This is a genomic window from Mycobacterium sp. SA01, from assembly GCF_041287105.1.
Classification (GTDB): Bacteria; Actinomycetota; Actinomycetes; order Mycobacteriales; family Mycobacteriaceae; genus Mycobacterium.
In genome coordinates, this window is record NZ_JBGGNO010000017.1 from 1 (window position 1) to 19,922 (window position 19,922).

Genomic DNA, 19,922 nt, shown 5'->3' on the forward strand with positions numbered 1-19,922 from the left:
TGCCCACGCCCAGCGACCAGGGGAAGCCCACCTGGTAGCCCAGCTCCAAGGTGCCCGCGAACTCATCGGCGCCCGGGCCGACCACGCTGTAGACAGCCTTGCCGGAGTGGAACCACTCCCGAGTCAGCCGGTTGCGGTCCAGCGGGAACACACCGTTGAGGAAGGTGTCCCACTGCTGCACCGTCATCGTCCGGCCACCGCCGTCGACCAGACTCAGCTCATTATCCAAACCTGCGTGCGAGGTACCTGTCCCGACGAACAACGCCGCGACGGCAGCGATCATCGCCACCAGTACCCGACCGATTACCTTCATGTTCTCCCTAGCTATGTCGACGGCTGACCCAAGGGCTAACCGAGTGTGTTTTCGTGCTCGGGTCACAAGATGCTGACACCGCCCACGGCGCACAGCAGTTCAATGAGAGTCCCTCACACACCGCTCTTACGCTCTGCTCATCGTTGACACGAGGAACATAACGGGATGACATCGGGGCGGCAACGCATAGCGCCGCGGTGCGCCGAACCGGTGTTTGCGTGGGGAAGTTTGCTGGGAAGATAGCCCCGGTTAACCGGGAACTGATTCCGTCGAGCGGAAACGGGCGCGAACCGGGCGGGTCGGCCATCTGACCGGAACCGCCGGCCAACGCCGCGGCAGACCCGGACCTGCCGATCACCACCTGCTGATCATCCGCCGTGGTGCGGCGGGACGTTCTCCCGCAACCACTCGTCCCGGTCGTCGCGGTCGCGATTTGGCTCCGGATCGCGCTCGTCGGAGGACTCCTGGGGCAACTCGGAACCGAAAATCTTGTTAACTGCGATTCGGTTCTCGCGGGGACTGCCCATCACAGGAACCGCAGATTGTGATAAAGATCACAATCTTGATATTTGTGCAGTTCACAGGGTGTTAACACAACGCCTCCGACCCCGGTGGTGATGCTGATAATTGACGTTACGCCGCGGAAATAATTCCTCGCCGGCGCCCCGGGTGAAGCTTGCTTAGATCTCGAGGCTGGACAGCTCGCCGATGACATGGGTCGCCAGCGGGTTCAGCGTCGCCATACCGTCGCGGACCGCGTACCGCGAGCCGGCGATGTTGACGACCAATGTGCTGCCGGAAATCCCGGCCAGACCGCGGGACAAGCCCGCGTCGGTGATTCCCGCGGACAGCCCGGAGGCACGCAACGCCTCGGAGATCCCCAGCAGTTCACGGTCGAGGATCGTCCTGGTGGCCTCCGGCGTCACATCGCGCGGAGTCACACCCGTACCGCCCACCGACACCACGAGATCGACACCACCGATCACTGCCGTGTTCAGCGCGTTCCGGATCTCGACCTCGTCGGCGGACACCGCCACAACGCCGTCCACCACGAAACCCGCCTCGGCGAGCAGCTCGGTGACCAACGGCCCGCTGTGGTCCTCCTCATCGCCGTGGGCCGTGCGGTCGTCGACGACGACGACGAGCGCGCGCCCCACCAGCTCCCCTGGCTGTTCCATGGATGTCACCGTATATCTGCCCGGTGACAGCCCGGCAGCCGCACCACCGGCTGTCATGGGATGTTCACCCACCACCCGGATCATTGGGCAGCCTTTCCGAGCGTGACCTGCACGGTGCGATCCGAGCCCGACGGGTCCTTGTACGTCAGCGTCACCTGATCGCCGGGCGCCCGTGACCGGACCGCGGCCACCAGTGCGTCGGCGCTACCGATCACCCGGTCGTCGACCTTGGTCACCACCACGCCGTTGGGCAGCCCGGCGGCTGCGGCAGCGCCCCCCTTGGTGACATCGACGATCTTCGCTCCATGTGTCGTGGTGTCATTGCTGACCTGGACACCCAGCGACGCGTGCGTGGCGGTGCCGGTGCTGATCAGCTCGTCGGCGATCCGTTTGGCCTGGTCGACCGGGATCGCGAAGCCAAGGCCGATCGAACCGCTCTGGGCGTCAGGGGAGTCGCCGCCCATCGTCGCGATCGCGGAGTTCACACCCACCAGCTCGCCGCTCATATTCACCAGCGCACCACCCGAGTTACCCGGATTGATCGCGGCGTCGGTCTGGATGGCGTCGAGCACCGTGTTCTGGTTGTTGGTGTCACCGCCGGTGGCGACCGGACGGTTCAGTGCGCTGACGATGCCGGTGGTGACGGTGCCCTCCAGGCCGAGCGGCGAACCGACCGCCACCACGTCCTGGCCGACCCGCAGGTTGGCCGACGAACCCAGGCTGATGGGCGTCAGGCCGGACACTCCCTGAGCCCGGACGACGGCGATGTCACTGGCCGGGTCGGTGCCCACCACGGTGAAGGGTGCGGTGCGACCGTCGGCGAACGTCACCGTGGTCGTCGGCGCCCCGCCCGGGCCGGCGCTGGGGCCGCCGGACGGTGGAGCGCCCGGGCCACCCGGAGCCAGGGGGATCCCCGGCAGGCCGGGGATGGACGGCGCGGCCGGGACGGGCAGCGGCCCGCCACCCTTGGCCGCGGCGACGACGTGGTTGTTGGTCAGGATGAGCCCGTCGGAGGACAGGATGATGCCCGACCCCTCCTCGGACTGGCGACCGAACTCGGTCTCGAGCTTGACGACGCTGGGCACCACCTTGGCCGCCACCTGCTCGACCGATCCCACCGGCAGGTTCGCCGCGGGCACGTTGGATCCCCCGATGGGCGAACCTCCGAGCCCGGAGCCCACCGTCTGATGGTCCGGATGTGCGAGCAGCACCACACCGCCACCGATTCCCGCCGACACGATGGCGATCGCCAGCGCGCCGGCCACCAATGCGCCTGCGCGTGAGCGAGGGCGCGGCGGTATCGGTGCGTAACCCACCGTCGTCGGCGTATTCCCTTGGCGCGCAGCCTGATACGGGTCATACGGTTGCCGGTATTGCTGCTGGTGGGGCTGGGTGGCGTAGCGCCAGTCATACGGCTGCTGATAACCGGCTGACCTCGGCTGGGGTGAATACCCCGGCGCCGCAGCCTGATTCGACCCGGGGGGCCCGGGCTGCTGCGGCGGCGAGTACCTCGAGTGGTCGGTCATGTCGTCAGGTCGCTCTTCCTGTTCGCAAAATGCCTAAAAATGCTGACCACAGCTTGCCTTGCACTACTGAGAATCGACTGAGATAACACTCGGTCCAACGTTGGGTTTTTTCTCATGAAAGCGTCGATCACCATTGGTCCTGGCGATTGTGGCCGTGTTTTCGCTTTCGGCTGAATCGTCGTCTCCGTAGGCGTCAGCCGGGATCGGCAGACCCGGCAGAAGGACGAAGAACGACGTGCCCGGCGGCTGCCCGCCGGGGACCGTCTCTCCGATGCGGATCATGCCACCGTGCTTGACCACGACCTGTTTGACGATCGCCAGGCCCAGCCCGGAGCCGGGCATCGCCCGCGCCGACGCCGAGCGGTAGAACCGTTCGAACACCAGCCCGCGTTCCTGTGGGGGAATTCCTGGCCCGTAATCGGACACCACGAGTTCGGCGTGGGCGGCGTCCACCTGGCGGAGCCGGACACCGACGTGCGCGCCCGACGGGCTCCACTTCGCCGCATTGTCAAGCAGATTGACGACCGCCCGGGACAGTCCGGCCGGGTCGCCGTAGACCTGCCATCCGACGACGTCGACATCGAACTGGACATCGTTGCGGCGCCTGCGCGCCCGCTCCAGACTCCGGTCGACGATATCGCTCAGATCGACCGCCTCGTGGACAAGTCCGCCGGCATCCTCGCGGGTCAGGTCAACGAGATCGCCTACCAGAGTGGACAATTCCTCGATCTGCCCGATCACATCGGTGCGCAGGTCGGCCATCTCGCTCTCCGGCAGCCGCGGAGCACCCGGTTTCATCGACGCCATCAGCAGTTCGACGTTGGTTCGCAGTGAGGTCAGCGGCGTGCGGAGCTCGTGCCCGGCGTCCGCAACCAGGCGGGCCTGCCGCTCGCGGGATTCGGTCAGCGCGCGCAGCATCGTGTTGAACGTCTCGGTGAGCCTGGCGAGTTCGTCACTGCCGAACACCGGGATGGGACGCAGGTCATCGGTGCGCGCCACCCGTTCGGCGGCCTCGGTGAGCCGGGCCACCGGCCGCAGACCGGTGCGCGCCACCATCCCGCCGGCGATCGCGGCGACCACGACGCCGATGCCGCCCACCGCCAGCAGGACCCATTTCAGTTTGGTCATCACCGCATTGGTGGGAGCCAGGCTCTTGGAGATGAGCAGTGATCTGTTGTCGGGCAGGTGAACCGCCAGCACCCGCTGGTTGCCGACGGTGCGGCGAGACATCAACAGCTCGCCGTTGATGACGGATTTCTCCGGCTCGCCGACGGGCAGCTTCTGGCCCTGCTGATTCGCGGTGTACGTCGACCGCCCCGGGTTGACCAGCATCGCGTTGACGTCGGAATACGCGGTGCCCTCGATGGCCTTGCCAGGATCGGCTTGCAGGGAACCGCTGGCGATCAGCAGGCTCGCGCGGCTCTGCAGCTGATTGTCGATGTCGGTATAGAGCGCGGCGGACACCACGGCGTACACCGCGACCGCCATCAGCACCACGACCATCGCCACCATGGACATGGCCAGCAGCATCACCCGCCATCGCAATGACAACGATGACGTCGGCTCTTCCGGCGCCCGCTCAGCCCGCGCGCGCCGCCTCAGTGGTGACATCAGGGCGGTGTCTCACGCAGCACGTAGCCCACACCCCGCACGGTGTGGATCAGCCGCGGCTCTCCTTCCGCTTCAGTCTTTCGGCGTAGGTAGCCGACATATACCTCCAGCGCATTGCCCGAGGTCGGGAAGTCGAAACCCCACACCTCCTCGAGAATGCGGCTGCGGGTGAGCACCCGACGCGGATTGGCGATCAACATCTCCAGCAACGCGAACTCGGTGCGGGTCAAACTGATGGCGCGTTTGCCGCGATGCACCTCGCGGGTCACCGGGTCGAGCGTCAGATCGCCGAACGTCATCACCGCGGAATCGGACTGCTCCTCGGGACCGGTCCGGCGCAGCAGCGCACGCATCCGGGCCAGCAACTCTTCGAGGGCGAACGGCTTGGGCAGATAGTCATCGGCACCGGCGTCCAGGCCGGCCACCCGCTCGGACACCGAGTCACGAGCGGTCAGAACCAGGATCGGAAGATCGTCGCCCGTGCTGCGCAGCTGGCGACAAACCTCCAGGCCGTCCAGCCGGGGCATCATCACGTCGAGCACGAGCGCATCGGGGCGGTCATTGGCGATCGCGTCGAGAGCTTCGACGCCGTCCTGCGCCAGGTCTACCGAATATCCATTGAAGGAAAGAGACCGGCGGAGGGACTCGCGCACAGCGCGATCATCATCAACGACAAGTATTCGCACAGCCACAGTCTCAACCCAACGCCTGAGATTGGCCTGAGAGGCACGCCGCGCGAGCAGGCAATTCGCGGCCGGCGAACGGCGTCAGCGCTTGTCGAGATCGATCAGTCCGAGGCGCGCGGCCTTGAGCAACCGGCGGGGAACCTTGTGCTGGCGACCGCCGACGGAAACGTTGACCAGACCGGTGGCCTCGGCCTTCCACTGCGCGCGCCGACTGCGGGTGTTCGCGCGCGACATTCTGCGCTTGGGCACAGCCATGACGTGCTTCTCCTTGATCAGGGGTGTCGCCGCGCAGAGACTCTGACATGCCGGCGGCCAACAATTGCATCTCAGGATAGCCGCTCACCTGCGTCGGCTCCAAAACACCCGGGACGAGTGCCCTGAACCCTTGACGGGGAACCGGCGGTCCCAAGTAACCTACCGGTTGGTTGGTTCGGCGGGCAGGAGCGGAGCGACCCGGGATCGGGTGCCAGTGAAGGGAAGACAGCGCGCGTGGCAGATGCGGTGCGGATCGGTAACTGTTCGGGCTTCTATGGTGACCGCATCGGCGCCATGCGCGAGATGCTCACCGGCGGCGAACTCGACTACCTGACCGGCGACTACCTGGCCGAGCTCACGATGCTCATTCTCGGCCGGGACAAGATGAAGAATCCCGATCGTGGCTACGCCAAGACCTTCCTGACCCAGCTCGAGGAATGCCTCGGACTCGCCATCGAACGCGGGGTCCGCATCGTCGCAAACGCCGGCGGCCTCAACCCGGCCGGACTGGCCGACGCAGTTCGCGGGCTGGCCGAGCGGCTGGGCATTCCGGCAAAGGTCGCCCACGTCGAAGGCGACGATCTTCTCCCCCGTGCCGGCGATCTGGGACTGGGCTCGCCATTGACCGCCAACGCCTATCTGGGCGCCTGGGGCATCGTCGACTGCCTGCACGCGGGGGCCGACATCGTGGTGACCGGCCGGGTCACCGACGCCTCGGTGGTGGTGGGTCCGGCCGCGGCACATTTCGGCTGGGGCCGCGCCGACTACGACCGGCTGGCCGGCGCTGTGGTGGCGGGCCACGTCATCGAATGCGGAGCGCAGGCCACCGGCGGCAACTACTCGTTCTTCACCGAGATCGCCGACCTGGGTCATGCCGGCTTCCCGCTGGCCGAAGTCCACGCCGACGGGTCCTCGGTGATCACCAAACACTCCGGGACCGGCGGGCAGGTCAGCGTCGGCACCGTCACCGCGCAGCTGCTCTACGAAATCGGCGGTGCCCGCTACGCCAACCCCGACGTCACGGCCCGGTTCGACACGATCGCGCTGTCCGGCGACGGCCCCGACCGCGTCCGCATCAGCGGCGTCCGCGGCGAGCCGCCGCCCCCGTCGCTGAAGGTCTCGCTGAACAGCATCGGCGGGTTCCGTAACGCGGTGACGTTCGTGCTCACCGGGCTGGACATCGAGGCCAAGGCCGCCCTGGTGCGCAGCCAACTGGAGGCGGCCCTGCGCGTGAAGCCCGCCGAGATGGGCTGGACGCTGGCCCGCACCGACCATGTCGACGCCGACACCGAGGAGGCGGCCAGCGCGCTGCTGAGCTGTGTCGTGCGCGACCCCGACCCCACGACAGTCGGTCGTCAATTCTCCTCGGCCGCAGTCGAACTCGCGCTCGCGTCCTATCCTGGCTTCACCTCGACCGCACCGCCGGGTGACGGGCAGGTCTACGGCGTGTTCACCGCCGGCTACGTGCCTGCGACCGAGGTCGAGCAGGTTGCGGTCAGACCGGATGGCAGCCGCGCCGGCATCGCCCCCGCCGCGACCACCGTGGAACTGGCCGCCGTCGACACTCCGCCGCTGCCTGAGCCACCGGCACCGGGACCGACCCGGCGGGTGCCGCTCGGCGCGATCGCCGGAGCGCGCAGCGGCGACAAGGGCGGCGCGGCCAATGTCGGTGTGTGGGTACGCACCGACGAGCAGTGGCGCTGGCTGGCGCACACGCTGACCGTCGACAGGCTGCGCGAACTGCTCCCGGAGACAAGAGATCTCCCGATTGCCCGGCACCTGCTGCCGAACCTGCGGGCGGTGAACTTCGTCATCGACGGCATCCTCGGGCAGGGCGTCGCCTATCAAGCACGATTCGACCCGCAAGCGAAAGGTCTCGGCGAGTGGCTGCGAAGCCGGCACATCGACATCCCGGAAGAGCTTCTGTGAACATCTGGAACACCCCCGAAAGGCAGCAGCTGCGAAAAACCGTACGCAGCTTTGCCGAACGCGAGATCCTGCCGCACATCGAGGAATGGGAGCGCGCCGGGGAACTTCCCCGCGACCTGCACCGCCGCGCCGCGGCTGCGGGTCTGCTGGGCGCCGACCTCCCGGAGTCGGTCGGCGGCGGCGGTGGAGACGCCGCGGACTCGCTGATCATCTGCGAGCAACTGCACGAATCCGGCACTCCCGGAGGCGTTTTCGCCTCGCTTTTCACCTGCGGTATCGCCGTGCCGCACATGGCCGCCACCGGCGACGAGCGGCTGATCGAGGCGTACGTGCGCCCGACCCTGCGCGGTGAGTTGATCGGCTCGCTGGCGATCACCGAACCCGGCGGCGGCTCCGATGTCGGCCACTTGCGGACAACGGCCAGTCGGACCGGTGACGAATACGTGGTCAACGGCGCGAAGACCTACATCACCTCCGGAGTGCGGGCCGATTACGTCGTCACCGCCGTCCGCACCGGCGGGCCGGAACTTCCTGGAGCGGCCGGGGTTTCGCTTCTGGTCGTGGACAAGGGCACACCAGGTTTCGACGTAACCCGGCGGCTGGACAAGATGGGCTGGCGCTCCTCCGACACCGCCGAGCTGTCGTATACCGACGCCCGGGTCGCGGCGGCCAACCTCGTCGGCGCCGAGAACACCGGCTTCGCACAGATCGCGCAGGCCTTCGTCTCCGAGCGCATCGGCCTTGCGGCTCAGGCCTATTCGTCGGCGCAACGTTGCCTGGACCTGACTCTGCAATGGTGCCGGGACCGCGAGACGTTCGGCAGGCCGCTGATCTCCCGACAGGCCGTGCAGAACACCCTGGCCGAGATGGCACGGCGCATCGACGTGGCGCGGGTGTATTCGCGCCATGTGGTGGAACGGCAACTGGCCGGGGAGGCCAATCTCATCGCTGAAGTGTGTTTCGCGAAGAACACCGCGGTGGAGGCCGGCGAATGGGTGGCCCACCAAGCCGTTCAGCTCTTCGGAGGGATGGGGTACATGACCGAGTGCGAGGTCGAACGCCAATACCGGGACATGCGAATCCTGGGTATCGGCGGTGGAACCACCGAAATCCTCACCGGCCTGGCTGCCAAGGCACTTGGATACCAGGCATGACCGTCCTGTACTCGACCCTCGACCCGACGGCACCGACCTACCTGGAGGCAGCCGAGGCGATGACCGCGAAGCTCGCCGAGATCGACGGCGAGCTGGCGAAAGCACTGTCCGGTGGCGGTCCCAAGTATGTCGACCGGCACCACGCGCGCGGGAAGCTCACCGCCCGCGAGCGCATCGAGTTGCTGGTCGACCCGGATTCGCCGTTCCTCGAACTGTGCCCACTGGCCGCATACGGCAGCGACTTTCAGGTCGGCGCCAGCCTGGTGACCGGCATCGGCGTGGTGGAAGGTGTCGAGTGTCTGCTGGTCGCCAACGACCCCACCGTCAAAGGTGGCACCAGTAACCCCTGGACGCTGAAGAAGATCCTGCGGGCCAACCAGGTGGCCTTCGAGAACCGGCTGCCGGTGATCTCCCTGGTGGAGTCCGGCGGTGCGGATCTACCGACGCAGAAAGAGATCTTCATCCCGGGCGGTCAGATGTTCCGCGACCTGACCCGACTGTCCGCGGCGGGCATCCCGACGATCGCGCTCGTGTTCGGCAACTCCACCGCCGGCGGCGCCTACATCCCCGGCATGTCCGATCACGTGGTGATGATCAAGGAACGCTCGAAGGTGTTCCTGGCCGGGCCGCCGCTGGTCAAGATGGCCACCGGCGAGGAGTCCGACGATGAGTCGCTCGGTGGGGCCGAAATGCACGCCAGGGTATCGGGTTTGGGTGATTACCTTGCCGTCGACGAAGTCGATGCCATCCGGATCGGCCGGCGCATCGTCGCCCGGCTGAACTGGACCAAGCAGGGCCCGGCACCGCGCCCGGTCACCCCGCCGCTCGCCGACCCCGACGAACTGCTGGGCATCGTGTCCGCCGATCTGCGAATCCCGTTCGATCCGCGCGAGGTGATCGCGCGCATCGTCGACGGCTCGGACTTCGACGAGTTCAAAGCCATGTACGGCCCGTCACTGGTGACCGGCTGGGCGACCCTGCACGGCTACCCGGTGGGCATCCTGGCCAACGCGCGCGGCGTGCTGTTCAGCGAGGAGTCGCAGAAAGCCACCCAGTTCATCCAGCTGGCCAACCGGTCCAACACGCCACTGCTGTTCCTGCACAACACAACCGGGTACATGGTCGGCAAGGCGTACGAGGAAGGCGGGATGATCAAGCACGGCTCGATGATGATCAACGCCGTGTCCAACTCGCGCGTCCCGCACATCTCGCTGCTGATCGGCGCCTCCTACGGGGCCGGCCACTACGGCATGTGCGGCCGCGCCTACGACCCGCGCTTCCTGTTCGCCTGGCCCAGCGCCAAATCCGCGGTGATGGGCGGTGCCCAGCTGGCCGGCGTCCTGTCCATCGTGAACCGTGCGGCCACCGAGGCCCGCGGCGGCGTCGTTGACGAGGCCGCCGATGCCGCGTTACGGGCCGCGGTCGAGGCGCAGATCGAAGCCGAATCGCTGCCGATGTTCCTGTCCGGCCGCATCTACGACGACGGAGTGATCGATCCGCGGGACACCCGCACCGTCTTGGGAATGTGTCTGTCCGCCATAGCCAATGCACCGATCGAGGGGACGTCGAACTTCGGCGTCTTCCGGATGTGAGCAGCGATGAGCGCTTGCGCGAAGAGCAGAGGGCCACAGTGATCACTCGAGTTCTCGTTGCCAACCGCGGCGAAATCGCCCGCCGGGTGTTCGCCACCTGCCGCCGGCTCGGCATCGGCACGGTGGCCGTCTACACAGACCCGGACGTCGACGCGCCCCACGTCGCCGAAGCCGACGCCCGGGTGCGACTCGACGGTTACCTCCACGCCGCGCAGATCATCGCGGCCGCGCAGACGTCGGGCGCCGACGCGATCCACCCCGGCTACGGGTTCCTCTCCGAGAACGCTGATTTCGCGAAGTCCGTCATCGACGCCGGGTTGACGTGGATCGGTCCGCCGGTGGCCGCCGTCGCGTCGATGGGCTCGAAGATCGAGGCGAAGAAGATGATGGCCGCCGCGGGAGTGCCGGTTCTCGAGGAGCTCGACCCGTCGACGGTCACCGCAGCACAACTGCCCGTGCTCGTGAAGGCGTCGGCAGGCGGCGGCGGCCGCGGCATGCGGGTGGTGACCGACCTCGCCGAACTGCCAGGTCAGGTGGAAGCGGCCCAGCGCGAGGCGCAGTCGGCGTTCGGCGATCCGACGGTGTTCTGCGAGCGATACCTGGCAGGAGGCCACCACGTCGAAGTGCAGGTCCTCGCCGATCGGCACGGCACGGTCTGGGCGGTCGGCGAGCGGGAATGCTCCATCCAGCGCAGGCACCAGAAGATCATCGAGGAAGCGCCCTCCCCGTTGGTCGAACGCATTGCGGGTATGCGGGAGAGGTTGTTCGACGCCGCCCGGCTGGCGGCCGGCGCTATCGGCTACACCGGTGCGGGCACCGTGGAGTTCCTGGCCGACGACGAGGGTGAGTTCTACTTCCTGGAGATGAACACCCGGCTTCAGGTCGAACATCCCGTCACCGAACTCACCACCGGCCTGGACCTCGTCGAGCTTCAGCTGGCGGTGGCCGACGGCGAGCAGCTCGGCGCACAACCCCCGGCCGCCCGCGGCCACTCGATCGAGGCCCGCATCTATGCCGAAGATCCCGCCAAGAACTGGCAACCCCAGGCCGGGCGGGTTCACCAGTTCGAGGTGCCCGGCGTGACAACCACTTTCGGCCTCATAGCCGACACCGGTATCCGGCTGGACTCCGGCATCGACGACCGGGCGACGGTGTCGATCCACTACGACCCCATGCTGGCCAAGGTGATCTCGTACGCCCGCACCCGGCAACGCGCCGCCCGGGTGCTCGCCGCCGCACTTGCCGGTGCCCGGCTGCACGGCATCCGCACCAACCGCGACCTGCTCGTCAATGTCCTTCGCCACCAGAGCTTCCTGGACGGAGCCACCGACACCGCGTTCTTCGACACCCACGGCCTGGCCGATCTGGCCCGGCCGCTCGCCGACGACGGTGCGACGCGGCTTTCCGCTGTCGCCGCCGCACTGGCCGATGCCGCAGGCAACCGCGCCGGCGCACGGGTATTGGGCGAGATTCCCAGTGGCTGGCGCAACGTCGTGTCCGGCAATCAGCTCAAGAGCTACTCGGCCGGCGAGCAGGAGCACCGGGTCAGCTATCGGTTCACCCGCGCCGGGGTGGTCCTGCCCGACGATCCCGGGGTGACCGTGTTGTCGGCGCAGCCCGGCCAGGTCGTGCTGGCCGACGACGCGGGGGTCGCCACCGCTTTCAGTGTGAGCCGTTATGGCACAGAGGTATTCGTCGACTCGCCACGGGGACCGGTCGCGTTGGCTGCCGTGCCCAGATTCCCCGAACCGGGCAGAGGGGTCGAGAAGGGATCGTTGCTGGCTCCCATGCCGGGCGCGGTGATCCGGCTGGGCGCGGGCCTGGGTGACACGGTCACACTCGGTCAGCCGCTGGTGTGGCTGGAGGCGATGAAGATGGAACACACGATCACCGCGCCAGCCGATGGCGTGGTGACCCAACTGGAGGTCAGCGTCGGCCAGCAGGTCGATGTGGGGACCGTCCTAGCCCGGGTGGAGAGCCCGGACACCGGAGAGGGAGACACATGACGGACACCGGCTTCATCGAGAGTGCCGAACGCCAGGAGCTGCGCAAAGCCGTCGGCGCGATGGCGGCGAGCTACGGCTCGGACTACTACCTGGCCAAGGCCCGCGCCGGCGAGCACACCGACGAATTGTGGTCCGAGGCAGCCAAACTCGGCTTCGTCGGGGTCAACCTTCCGGAGGAGTACGGCGGCGGCGGCGCAGGCATGTACGAGCTGTCCCTGGTGATGGAGGAGATGGCCGCCCACGGCTGCGCGCTGCTGATGCTGGTGGTGTCACCGGCGATCAACGGGACCATCATCAGCAAGTTCGGCACCGACGACCAGAAGAAGCGCTGGCTGCCCGGTATTGCCGACGGTTCGATCACCATGGCCTTCGCCATCACCGAACCCGACGCGGGCTCGAACTCCCACAAGATCACCACCACCGCACGCCGCGACGGCAGCGACTGGGTTCTGTCCGGCCAGAAGGTCTACATCTCCGGTGTCGACCAGGCCCAGGCGGTGCTGGTCGTCGGCCGCACCGAAGAAGCCAAGACCGGCAACCTCCAGCCGGCGTTGTTCATCGTGCCGACCGACACCCCGGGCTTCTCGTTCACCAAGATCGACATGGAGATCGTCAGTCCGGAAAGCCAATTCCAGGTGTTCATCGACGATGTCCGGCTGCCCGCGGATGCGCTGGTCGGTTCGGAGGACGCCGCGATCGCGCAGCTGTTCGCCGGCCTGAACCCGGAACGAATCATGGGTGCGGCCAACGCGATCGGTGCGGGACGCCACGTGCTCGGCAAGGCGGCCGAGTACGTCAAGACCCGCCAGGTGTGGAAGACGCCGATCGGCGCGCACCAGGGCATCGCGCATCCGTTGGCGCAGAACTACATCGAGATCGAACTCGCGAAGCTGATGATGCAGAAGGCTGCCGCGCTGTATGACGCCGGCGACGACTTCGGCGCCGCCGAAGCCGCCAACATGGCCAAGTACGCCGCGGGCGAGGCGTCCACCAAGGCTGTCGATCAGGCTGTGCAGTCCCTCGGCGGCAACGGGCTCACCAAGGAGTACGGCGTCGCGTCGATGCTCACCGCGTCCCGGCTGGCGCGTATCGCGCCGGTCAGCCGGGAGATGATCCTCAACTTCGTCGCTCAGACGTCGCTCGGCCTGCCCCGGTCGTACTGATGACGCGGCGGGCAGGAGCGAAGCGATATGGGCAGTGAGATGAACCGGCTCGTCTCCTACGCCGTCGACGGTCACGTCGCCCGGCTGACGCTCGACTCTCCGCACAACCGGAACGCGCTGTCCACCCGACTGGTGGAGCAGTTGCATGCCGGACTTCGGGCGGCGGCGGCCGACCCGGCGGTGCGGACCGTGGTGCTGGGCCACACCGGCGGCACGTTCTGTGCCGGTGCCGACCTGAGCGAAGCGTCGGACGGCGACCCGTTCGAGATGACCGTCACGCGGGGTCGCGAGATGTCGGCGCTGCTGCGGGCGATCGTCGAATCACCGATGCCCGTGGTGGCGGCCATCGACGGTCACGTCCGGGCCGGCGGTCTCGGGCTGGTGGGGGCGTGCGACATCGCGGTCGCGGGCCCGCGCAGCACGTTCGCACTGACCGAGGCCCGCATCGGGGTGGCTCCTGCTGTCATTTCTCTGACATTGCTGCCGAAGATGACGGCGCGCGCGGCGGCCCGCTACTACCTCACGGGTGAGACGTTCACCGCAGCGACAGCCGCCGAGATCGGCGTGATCACGCTGGCCGCCGACGACGTGGACGCGGCGGTCGCGGGCATCGTGACCGACCTGGGGCGTGGCTCGCCGCAGGGGCTGGCGGCATCGAAAGCACTGACCACAGCTGATGTTCTGGGCCGCTTCGACCGCGATGCCGAGGACTTGGCCACGGAATCGGCCCGCCTGTTCGTCTCCGAGGAAGCTCACGAAGGGATGCTCGCGTTTCTGCAGAAACGCCCGCCGCGCTGGGTGCGATAACACAAGCGTGAGAGAACAGCGAACACTCTTGCGGTTGCCGACCAGAGTCGTACCCTCGTAAGCGATGAGCAACTTGACACCGCGGGACGCATCGACGCGGGCCGCTGACACCGACCGCATCCAGGTTGCCCAACTGCTCACCGAGGCCGCCTCCCGGGGCCGTCTGGCGCTCACCGAATACGAGCAACGGTTGGCGAAGGCATACGCCGCGCAAACCTATGAGGACCTCGATCGGCTCACCGAGGACCTGCCGGAGGCCGCCGACGCGTCGAACCGGCGTGGCGCTTCGAAGCCCGCACCCAAGACGCTCTTGTTGGCGATCCTCAGCGGATTCGAGCGCCGCGGCCGATGGAACGTTCCCGGCCGCATCACGACCTTCACGCTGTTCGGCGGCGGCGTCATCGATTTGCGCTACGCCGACTTCACGTCGGCGAACGTGGAGATTCACGCGTATTCGATCATGGGCGGCCAGACCATCCTGCTGCCGCCGGAGATCACTGTGGAGGTCCACGGAGTGGGCGTGATGGGTGGCTTCGACCACGACGTCGACGGCCCGGGTACACCGGGGGCGCCGAAAGTCACCATCCGCGGCTTCTCGTTCTGGGGCGGTGTCGGCATCAGACGCAAGGACCGCAAGCCCAACACACCCGAATCACGCTGACCTGTCCGCACACAACTTCGGCCCCAACCGATTCGGTTGGGGCCGAAGTTGTTTGTGCAGGTGTGTTACTTCGCGCTCTTGCCCGAGCTCGAGCTGCTCGACGACGAGGACGAGCCCGACGACGAGGACGAGTCGCTCGACGAGCTGGACTCCGACTTGGTCTTCTTGCCACCGCCGAGCGCGTCCGAGATCCGCTTGCCGATCTTGGCGAGCGGGTTCTGCGGCTTGGCCGGCTTGGTGGTGGGCTTGGTCGACGACGCCGGAGCCTTGGGCGACACGGCGCCCGTCGACTTCGCGGGCGTGGTGGCGCTGTCGTCGGTCGACGTGGTGGTGTCGGTCGACGTGGTGGTGTCGGTCGACGAGCCGGCGCTCTCGGTGGACGAGCCGGCGCTCTCGGTCGTGCCCTCGGACTCGGTCTTGACCTCGGCAGCCGTCGCCTTGGCGGTCGACTTCGCCGCCGCGGACGACGCGGTGGTGGTGATGCCGGCCGCGGACTTGACGGCGGTCTCGAGACCCTTGATGTCGTTCTGAATGGTCGTGGCTGCCGCAGTGATGGCGCCGCTGAGCGCTGCTCCCGAGGGCGCACCGGGCAGGTTGTCCGAGATCGACGTCGACACGTAGGCCAGGATCGCCGACAGGCCGTTGGTGCTGTAGCTGAAGCCGGTACCGGCCTCGGGGTCGTAATCCGGGGTCTGTCCGTAGAAGTACAGGCTGGCCAGGATCCCGCCACCGAGCTTGATCGGGCCCAGGTCGAACGTCGGGACCAGCTGTGCGGCCGACGAGACGATCGAGTTGATGACGTTCGGGATGCCGTAGTAGAACGTCGCCTGCGCGGCCTGGAAGATCGGCGAGCTGGTGCCGAAGAGCTCACCGGCGCCCACGTAGGGGATCGAGGGTGCGCCGATCTCGAAGTAGTAGTTGTCGAGGTCGAAGCCGGGGATGAAGGTCTCAGCGGCGTTGTCGACGAGGTAGTACAGCACACCCGGCGCGCCACTGACGTAGATGTCGCTCACGCCCGGGTAGTAGGTGTTGTCGGTCTGGATGTAGCCGCCCCAGCCGAACCAGTAGGCGTCGTTGATGCCCTGGATGGTGATGTCGGTGATCGCCGTCAGCTCGTACTTGGCCGTCGACAGCGGCAGGGGGGTGGAGGCACCCAGCGCGATGTCGTGAGTTGGAAGGTACGCCGGTGAGACGGCGACGATGGCAGCTGCACTGGCCAGTGCCGCGCCGGTCACCAGGAAAGGCCGAGTCCGTGACGCCATTGCTAATTCCCCTTGTTGGTGCGGTTCGCCAGGGTCGTGACGAACTCGGTGCTTTGCTGATACGAATCTTAGAAGATCCTGATAGATACTAAGGGGCTGTTTGCCCCTCGGCAAGCGGTACCACGGAATTCGGGGACTTAAGTACTTCGCTTTTTTCACACCAATCACGCAGGACTGACGCGCGTCCGGTAGCCAATTGACGGTGGAGAAACATTCGGGTTACCGACGTGTTGCACGTGTTCGCTAACTCCGTGCGCCCGAGAACCTTGACGTCAATAACAAACTCGTTTGCCACGCGCTTTGCTGTGCACAGCGTCGACCGGGCCACCGCGCAGGGGTGCCCCAGATTTGCTGAATACCTGAGAGCTTCTCAGCTCAGCGCCGGCGCCGGCGGGACCGCAGGTAGTCGCCCACGACCGCCGCGCCCAGACCGTCCAGGTCCGGCACCACCACGCGGCCCTCGACGCGGCGAGCGACCTGATCGATGAATCGGGCCAGGCCGGGGTCGTTTCCGAGTCGGAAGATCGTCACCTGCGCACCGAGTCGCGCGACCTCGTCGAACCCGCGCACAGTATGCGCGATGGTCCGCGGATGCGGCGGGTAGTCAAAGAACACCGACGAACCTCTACCGTCGAAATCCTCCAGGTGCGCCGTGGGCTCACCGTCGGTGACCACCAGTACCACCGGTTGGGCGTTGGGGTGCCGGCGCAGATGCCGTACCGCCAGCGCCAGCGCGTGGTGCAGATTGGTGCCCTGCTCGTAGACACCCTCGAGCCCGGTCAGCTCGGCCGCGGTCACGGTGCGGGCGTAGCGGCCGAAGGCGATGATCTGCAGCGCATCCGAGCGGAACCTGGTGCTCACCAGATGGTTGAGCGCCAGCGCGGTCTGCTTCATCGGCAGCCACCGGTTCTCCATCACCATCGAGAACGAGGTGTCGACCAGTAGCGCCACCGCCGACTGCGTGCGAGTCTCGGTTTCCGACACCTCGACGTCGTCGACACTGATCCGCAACGGCCCTTCGGCCGGCCCGCCGGCCCGCCGCAGCACCGCATTGGTCAGGGTGCGGGTGACGTTCCAGGGCTCGGTGTCGCCGAACGCCCACGGCCGGGTGGCGCCGGTGAGTTCGCCTGCCGCGCCGGCACGACGAGTGTCGCGCTCACCGTGCCGGCCCGAAAGCTGTTGGGCGACATCGCGAAGCGCGGTCTGCCCGAGTTGGCGCATGGCCTTGGGCGACAGCCGCCACTGCCCGTCGGAACCGCGGTCCAGGAAGCCCTGGTTCATCAGCGCACGTTCCAGCTCGGCCAGCGTCCGCGCATCGATGGCGGCCTGATCACCGAGCTGACGGGCCAGCGCGTCGAGGTCGACGTCATCCATGGTGGCACCGGCGTAGCTCTGCGACAGCTGCTCGGCAAGCTGCTCGAGTTCGGCGATGTCGGCCATCGCCTGGGCGCCCTCCCCCATCCCGAGCGGGTTGTCGCCGGAGAATTCCGACGAACCGGTCCAGTCCTCACCCGGCCGGGCAGCCTGCAGGTGCGAGTCGAGCCGATTCAGCGCGTTCATCAGTTGCGGTGAACCGAACGCCTGCTGCGCCAACGCATCCAGCTCGGCGCGCTGGTCCGGGGTGAGACTGTTGCGGAAGCGCTGCGCGGCCGCGGCCCGCTGCGCCAGCGAATCGAGTAGTTCCTCGACGTTCTTGGGATTCTCCGGAAAGTACTGGCCGTGCTTGCGCATGAAGTCGTCGAAATCTTGCGCGCTGTCCTCGCCGCGAGAATGCTTGTCCAGCAGATCGTTCAGGTCGTCGAGCATCTCGTTGACCGCTTGCCGGTCCTCATCGGTGGCGTTCTCCAGCGCCTGCTTCATGCCGGCGAACCGCTGATCGAGCATCTCCCGGCCGAGCAGATCCTTGATCTGCTCGTACTTCTGGCGCGCCTCCGGGCTGCGCCAGTTGTAGTCCGACAGCTCTTGCACGGCCTTGGCCGGCGACGGCGAGAGCGACTCGATCTGCAGCTCCTGGAATCGGGCGTCGTCGTCCAGCGCGCGCGCCAGTTCCTTGCGCTCAGAGAGCACCGCGTCGTCGAGCAGCTTCTTGATCTCTTGCAGGGTGCCGTCAAGGTTGTTGCGGTTCAACAGCTCTCGGCGCCGAGAGTTCACCTCCGCGGCGAGCCTGTCGGCACCCTTGGTGTTCTTGGTTCCCCGTCGCAAGAGCTCGGACAAGGCACGCCGCGGCGACGTGCCCTCCATGACGTCCTGCCCGATCTGCTCGAGCGCGTCGCGCAGATCCACCGGCGGGGCAAGCGGATCAGGGCCCCCGGTATAGGCCGAATACCGGGAGTCGTGTGAGTGTCCCCGATCCGCTTTAGCCATAGACGGTTTCGCCTTCTCCTGTCACCTTGTCGATCCGCTTCGCGAGATACAGTGCCTCCAGGGCCAATTCGAGCGCTGCGGCCCGCTCCCCCTCGGTTTCGGCGTCCAGCCGCTTGGCGATCTCGTCGATAACCGGCAGGTCCGGCAATGCCGCCAGCACGTCCTTGGCCGCGACCTGCTCGCCGGTGGTCACCGCAGAGCCACCCTCGACGGCCGCCACCAGCGTGCCGACGTCGATGCCGCCCAGCACCCGCTGTGCGGTGTCGGCGGTGGCGCGACGCAGCAGATGCTCGAGCACCGCCTGCTCGCGCCCCTCCTCGCCGGACTCGAACTCCAGCTTTCCGCGCAGCACGTCGATGATCGTGCCGAGGTCGACCACGCGGGCCACCGGTTCCTCCTCGCCCAGGATCGCGCCGCGATGGCGGGCCGAGGCGGCAACAGTCTCGGCGGCGGCGATCGCGAAGCGCGCGGACACACCGGACCGCTGGTCTACCGAATTGGACTCCCGCAGATAGCGCGCGAATCGGGCGATGATCTGCATCAGGTAGGTCGGAACCTGCGCCGACAGGTGCGCCTCCTGGGTGATCACGCCGACCTCGGCGTCGAGTTCACGCGGATAGTGCGTGCGGATTTCGGCGCCGAAGCGGTCCTTCAGCGGAGTGATGATGCGCCCACGGTTGGTGTAGTCCTCGGGGTTGGCGCTGGCCACCACCAGCACGTCCAGCGGCAGCCGCAACGTGTAGCCGCGCACCTGGATGTCGCGCTCCTCCATCACATTGAGCATCGAGACCTGGATGCGCTCGGCCAGATCGGGCAGCTCGTTGACCGCGACGATGCCGCGATGCGCCCGCGGGATCAGGCCGTAGGCGATGGTCTCCGGGTCACCGAGACTGCGACCCTCGGCAACCTTGATCGGGTCGATGTCACCGACCAGATCCGCCACGCTGGTATCCGGGGTGGCCAGCTTCTCGGTGTAGCGCTCACTGCGGTGGCGCCACTCGATGGGCAGATCGTCACCGGACTCCCCTGCCCGCCGGATCGACTCCGGGGTGATCGGCGTGTAGGGATGCTCGCCGAGTTCGGACCCGGCGATCACCGGTGTCCACTCGTCGAGCAGATTCTGCAACGAGCGCAGCAGCCGGGTCTTGCCCTGCCCGCGCTCGCCGAGCAGGACGAAGTCGTGCCCGGCGATCAACGCCCGTTCCAGCTGCGGCAAGACGGTGTCCTCGAAGCCGAAAATGCCAGGCCAGACCTCATCTCCTTCGGCCAGCGCGGTCAGGAGGTTCTCCCGGATCTCCTGCTTGACGCTGCGCTCCCGATGGCCGGAAGCGCGCAGTTCGCCAAGAGTGCGGGGAAGGTTGTCAGGTGAAGTCACCTCTCCACGCTACGACTGCCACGCCACCGGGGCATTACGC

At 67.2% G+C, this 19,922-nt stretch carries 16 protein-coding genes; 7 read left to right on the top strand and 9 right to left on the bottom strand.

Going from position 1 to position 19,922, the window contains the following annotated elements; translation table 11 throughout:
* The 6 genes from AB4879_RS10065 to rpmF all read right to left on the bottom strand — a co-directional run.
* A partial coding sequence (locus tag AB4879_RS10065) for an MspA family porin (RefSeq protein WP_370507485.1) occupies positions 1 to 313 on the bottom strand: 313 nt, incomplete at its 3' end.
* A gap of 680 nt (positions 314 to 993) precedes the next feature.
* Positions 994 to 1,548: a molybdenum cofactor biosynthesis protein B gene (locus AB4879_RS10070; RefSeq protein ID WP_370507872.1), complete on the bottom strand. Its 555-nt coding sequence runs from the start codon at positions 1,546 to 1,548 to the stop codon at positions 994 to 996.
* Positions 1,549 to 1,571: 23 nt separating this feature from the next.
* On the bottom strand, positions 1,572 to 3,017 hold the full coding sequence (locus AB4879_RS10075; RefSeq protein WP_370507486.1) for a S1C family serine protease: 1,446 nt from the start codon (positions 3,015 to 3,017) through the stop codon (positions 1,572 to 1,574).
* Between the two features lie 63 nt (positions 3,018 to 3,080).
* Positions 3,081 to 4,628 (bottom strand): ATP-binding protein, encoded by a 1,548-nt coding sequence (locus tag AB4879_RS10080; RefSeq protein WP_370507487.1) that lies wholly within the window; start codon positions 4,626 to 4,628, stop codon positions 3,081 to 3,083.
* Complete coding sequence (locus AB4879_RS10085) at positions 4,628 to 5,314, bottom strand: response regulator transcription factor (RefSeq protein ID WP_036346178.1); 687 nt, start codon at positions 5,312 to 5,314, stop codon at positions 4,628 to 4,630. The genes AB4879_RS10080 and AB4879_RS10085 overlap by 1 nt, the downstream gene beginning before the upstream one ends.
* Before the next feature lie 81 nt (positions 5,315 to 5,395).
* Positions 5,396 to 5,569, bottom strand: coding sequence for a 50S ribosomal protein L32 (gene rpmF, locus AB4879_RS10090; protein ID WP_005139771.1), 174 nt, complete (start codon positions 5,567 to 5,569; stop codon positions 5,396 to 5,398).
* Between the two features lie 246 nt (positions 5,570 to 5,815).
* Here rpmF and AB4879_RS10095 point away from each other — a divergent pair, with 246 nt between their 5' ends.
* The 7 genes from AB4879_RS10095 to AB4879_RS10125 all read left to right on the top strand — a co-directional run bounded on the left by AB4879_RS10095 (position 5,816) and on the right by AB4879_RS10125 (position 14,881).
* Positions 5,816 to 7,498 carry an acyclic terpene utilization AtuA family protein gene (locus AB4879_RS10095; protein WP_370507873.1) on the top strand — a complete coding sequence of 561 codons (1,683 nt, stop codon included), beginning with the start codon at positions 5,816 to 5,818 and terminating at the stop codon, positions 7,496 to 7,498.
* Positions 7,495 to 8,652: an acyl-CoA dehydrogenase family protein gene (locus tag AB4879_RS10100; RefSeq protein WP_102809147.1), complete on the top strand. Its 1,158-nt coding sequence runs from the start codon at positions 7,495 to 7,497 to the stop codon at positions 8,650 to 8,652. The genes AB4879_RS10095 and AB4879_RS10100 overlap by 4 nt, the downstream gene beginning before the upstream one ends.
* Positions 8,649 to 10,244, top strand: a complete 1,596-nt coding sequence (locus AB4879_RS10105; RefSeq protein WP_370507488.1) for an acyl-CoA carboxylase subunit beta — start codon at positions 8,649 to 8,651, stop codon at positions 10,242 to 10,244. Before AB4879_RS10100 ends, AB4879_RS10105 begins: the two co-directional genes overlap by 4 nt.
* Before the next feature lie 38 nt (positions 10,245 to 10,282).
* Positions 10,283 to 12,250, top strand: coding sequence for a biotin carboxylase N-terminal domain-containing protein (locus AB4879_RS10110; RefSeq protein WP_370507489.1), 1,968 nt, complete (start codon positions 10,283 to 10,285; stop codon positions 12,248 to 12,250).
* On the top strand, positions 12,247 to 13,413 hold the full coding sequence (locus tag AB4879_RS10115) for an acyl-CoA dehydrogenase family protein (protein WP_370507490.1): 1,167 nt from the start codon (positions 12,247 to 12,249) through the stop codon (positions 13,411 to 13,413). The genes AB4879_RS10110 and AB4879_RS10115 overlap by 4 nt, the downstream gene beginning before the upstream one ends.
* A gap of 27 nt (positions 13,414 to 13,440) precedes the next feature.
* Positions 13,441 to 14,220 (top strand): enoyl-CoA hydratase family protein, encoded by a 780-nt coding sequence (locus tag AB4879_RS10120; RefSeq protein WP_370507491.1) that lies wholly within the window; start codon positions 13,441 to 13,443, stop codon positions 14,218 to 14,220.
* 64 nt (positions 14,221 to 14,284) lie between these two features.
* On the top strand, positions 14,285 to 14,881 hold the full coding sequence (locus tag AB4879_RS10125; RefSeq protein ID WP_370507492.1) for a DUF1707 domain-containing protein: 597 nt from the start codon (positions 14,285 to 14,287) through the stop codon (positions 14,879 to 14,881).
* A 65-nt stretch (positions 14,882 to 14,946) separates the two neighbouring features.
* On the opposite strand, the gene AB4879_RS10130 is transcribed toward AB4879_RS10125, so the two are convergent.
* The 3 genes from AB4879_RS10130 to AB4879_RS10140 form a co-directional block, all read right to left on the bottom strand.
* Positions 14,947 to 16,143, bottom strand: a complete 1,197-nt coding sequence (locus AB4879_RS10130; RefSeq protein WP_370507493.1) for a hypothetical protein — start codon at positions 16,141 to 16,143, stop codon at positions 14,947 to 14,949.
* A gap of 375 nt (positions 16,144 to 16,518) precedes the next feature.
* Positions 16,519 to 18,507, bottom strand: a complete 1,989-nt coding sequence (locus tag AB4879_RS10135; RefSeq protein ID WP_370507494.1) for a VWA domain-containing protein — start codon at positions 18,505 to 18,507, stop codon at positions 16,519 to 16,521.
* Positions 18,500 to 19,882 (bottom strand): sigma 54-interacting transcriptional regulator, encoded by a 1,383-nt coding sequence (locus AB4879_RS10140; RefSeq protein ID WP_102809088.1) that lies wholly within the window; start codon positions 19,880 to 19,882, stop codon positions 18,500 to 18,502. The genes AB4879_RS10135 and AB4879_RS10140 overlap by 8 nt, the downstream gene beginning before the upstream one ends.
* Positions 19,883 to 19,922: the final 40 nt, after the last annotated feature.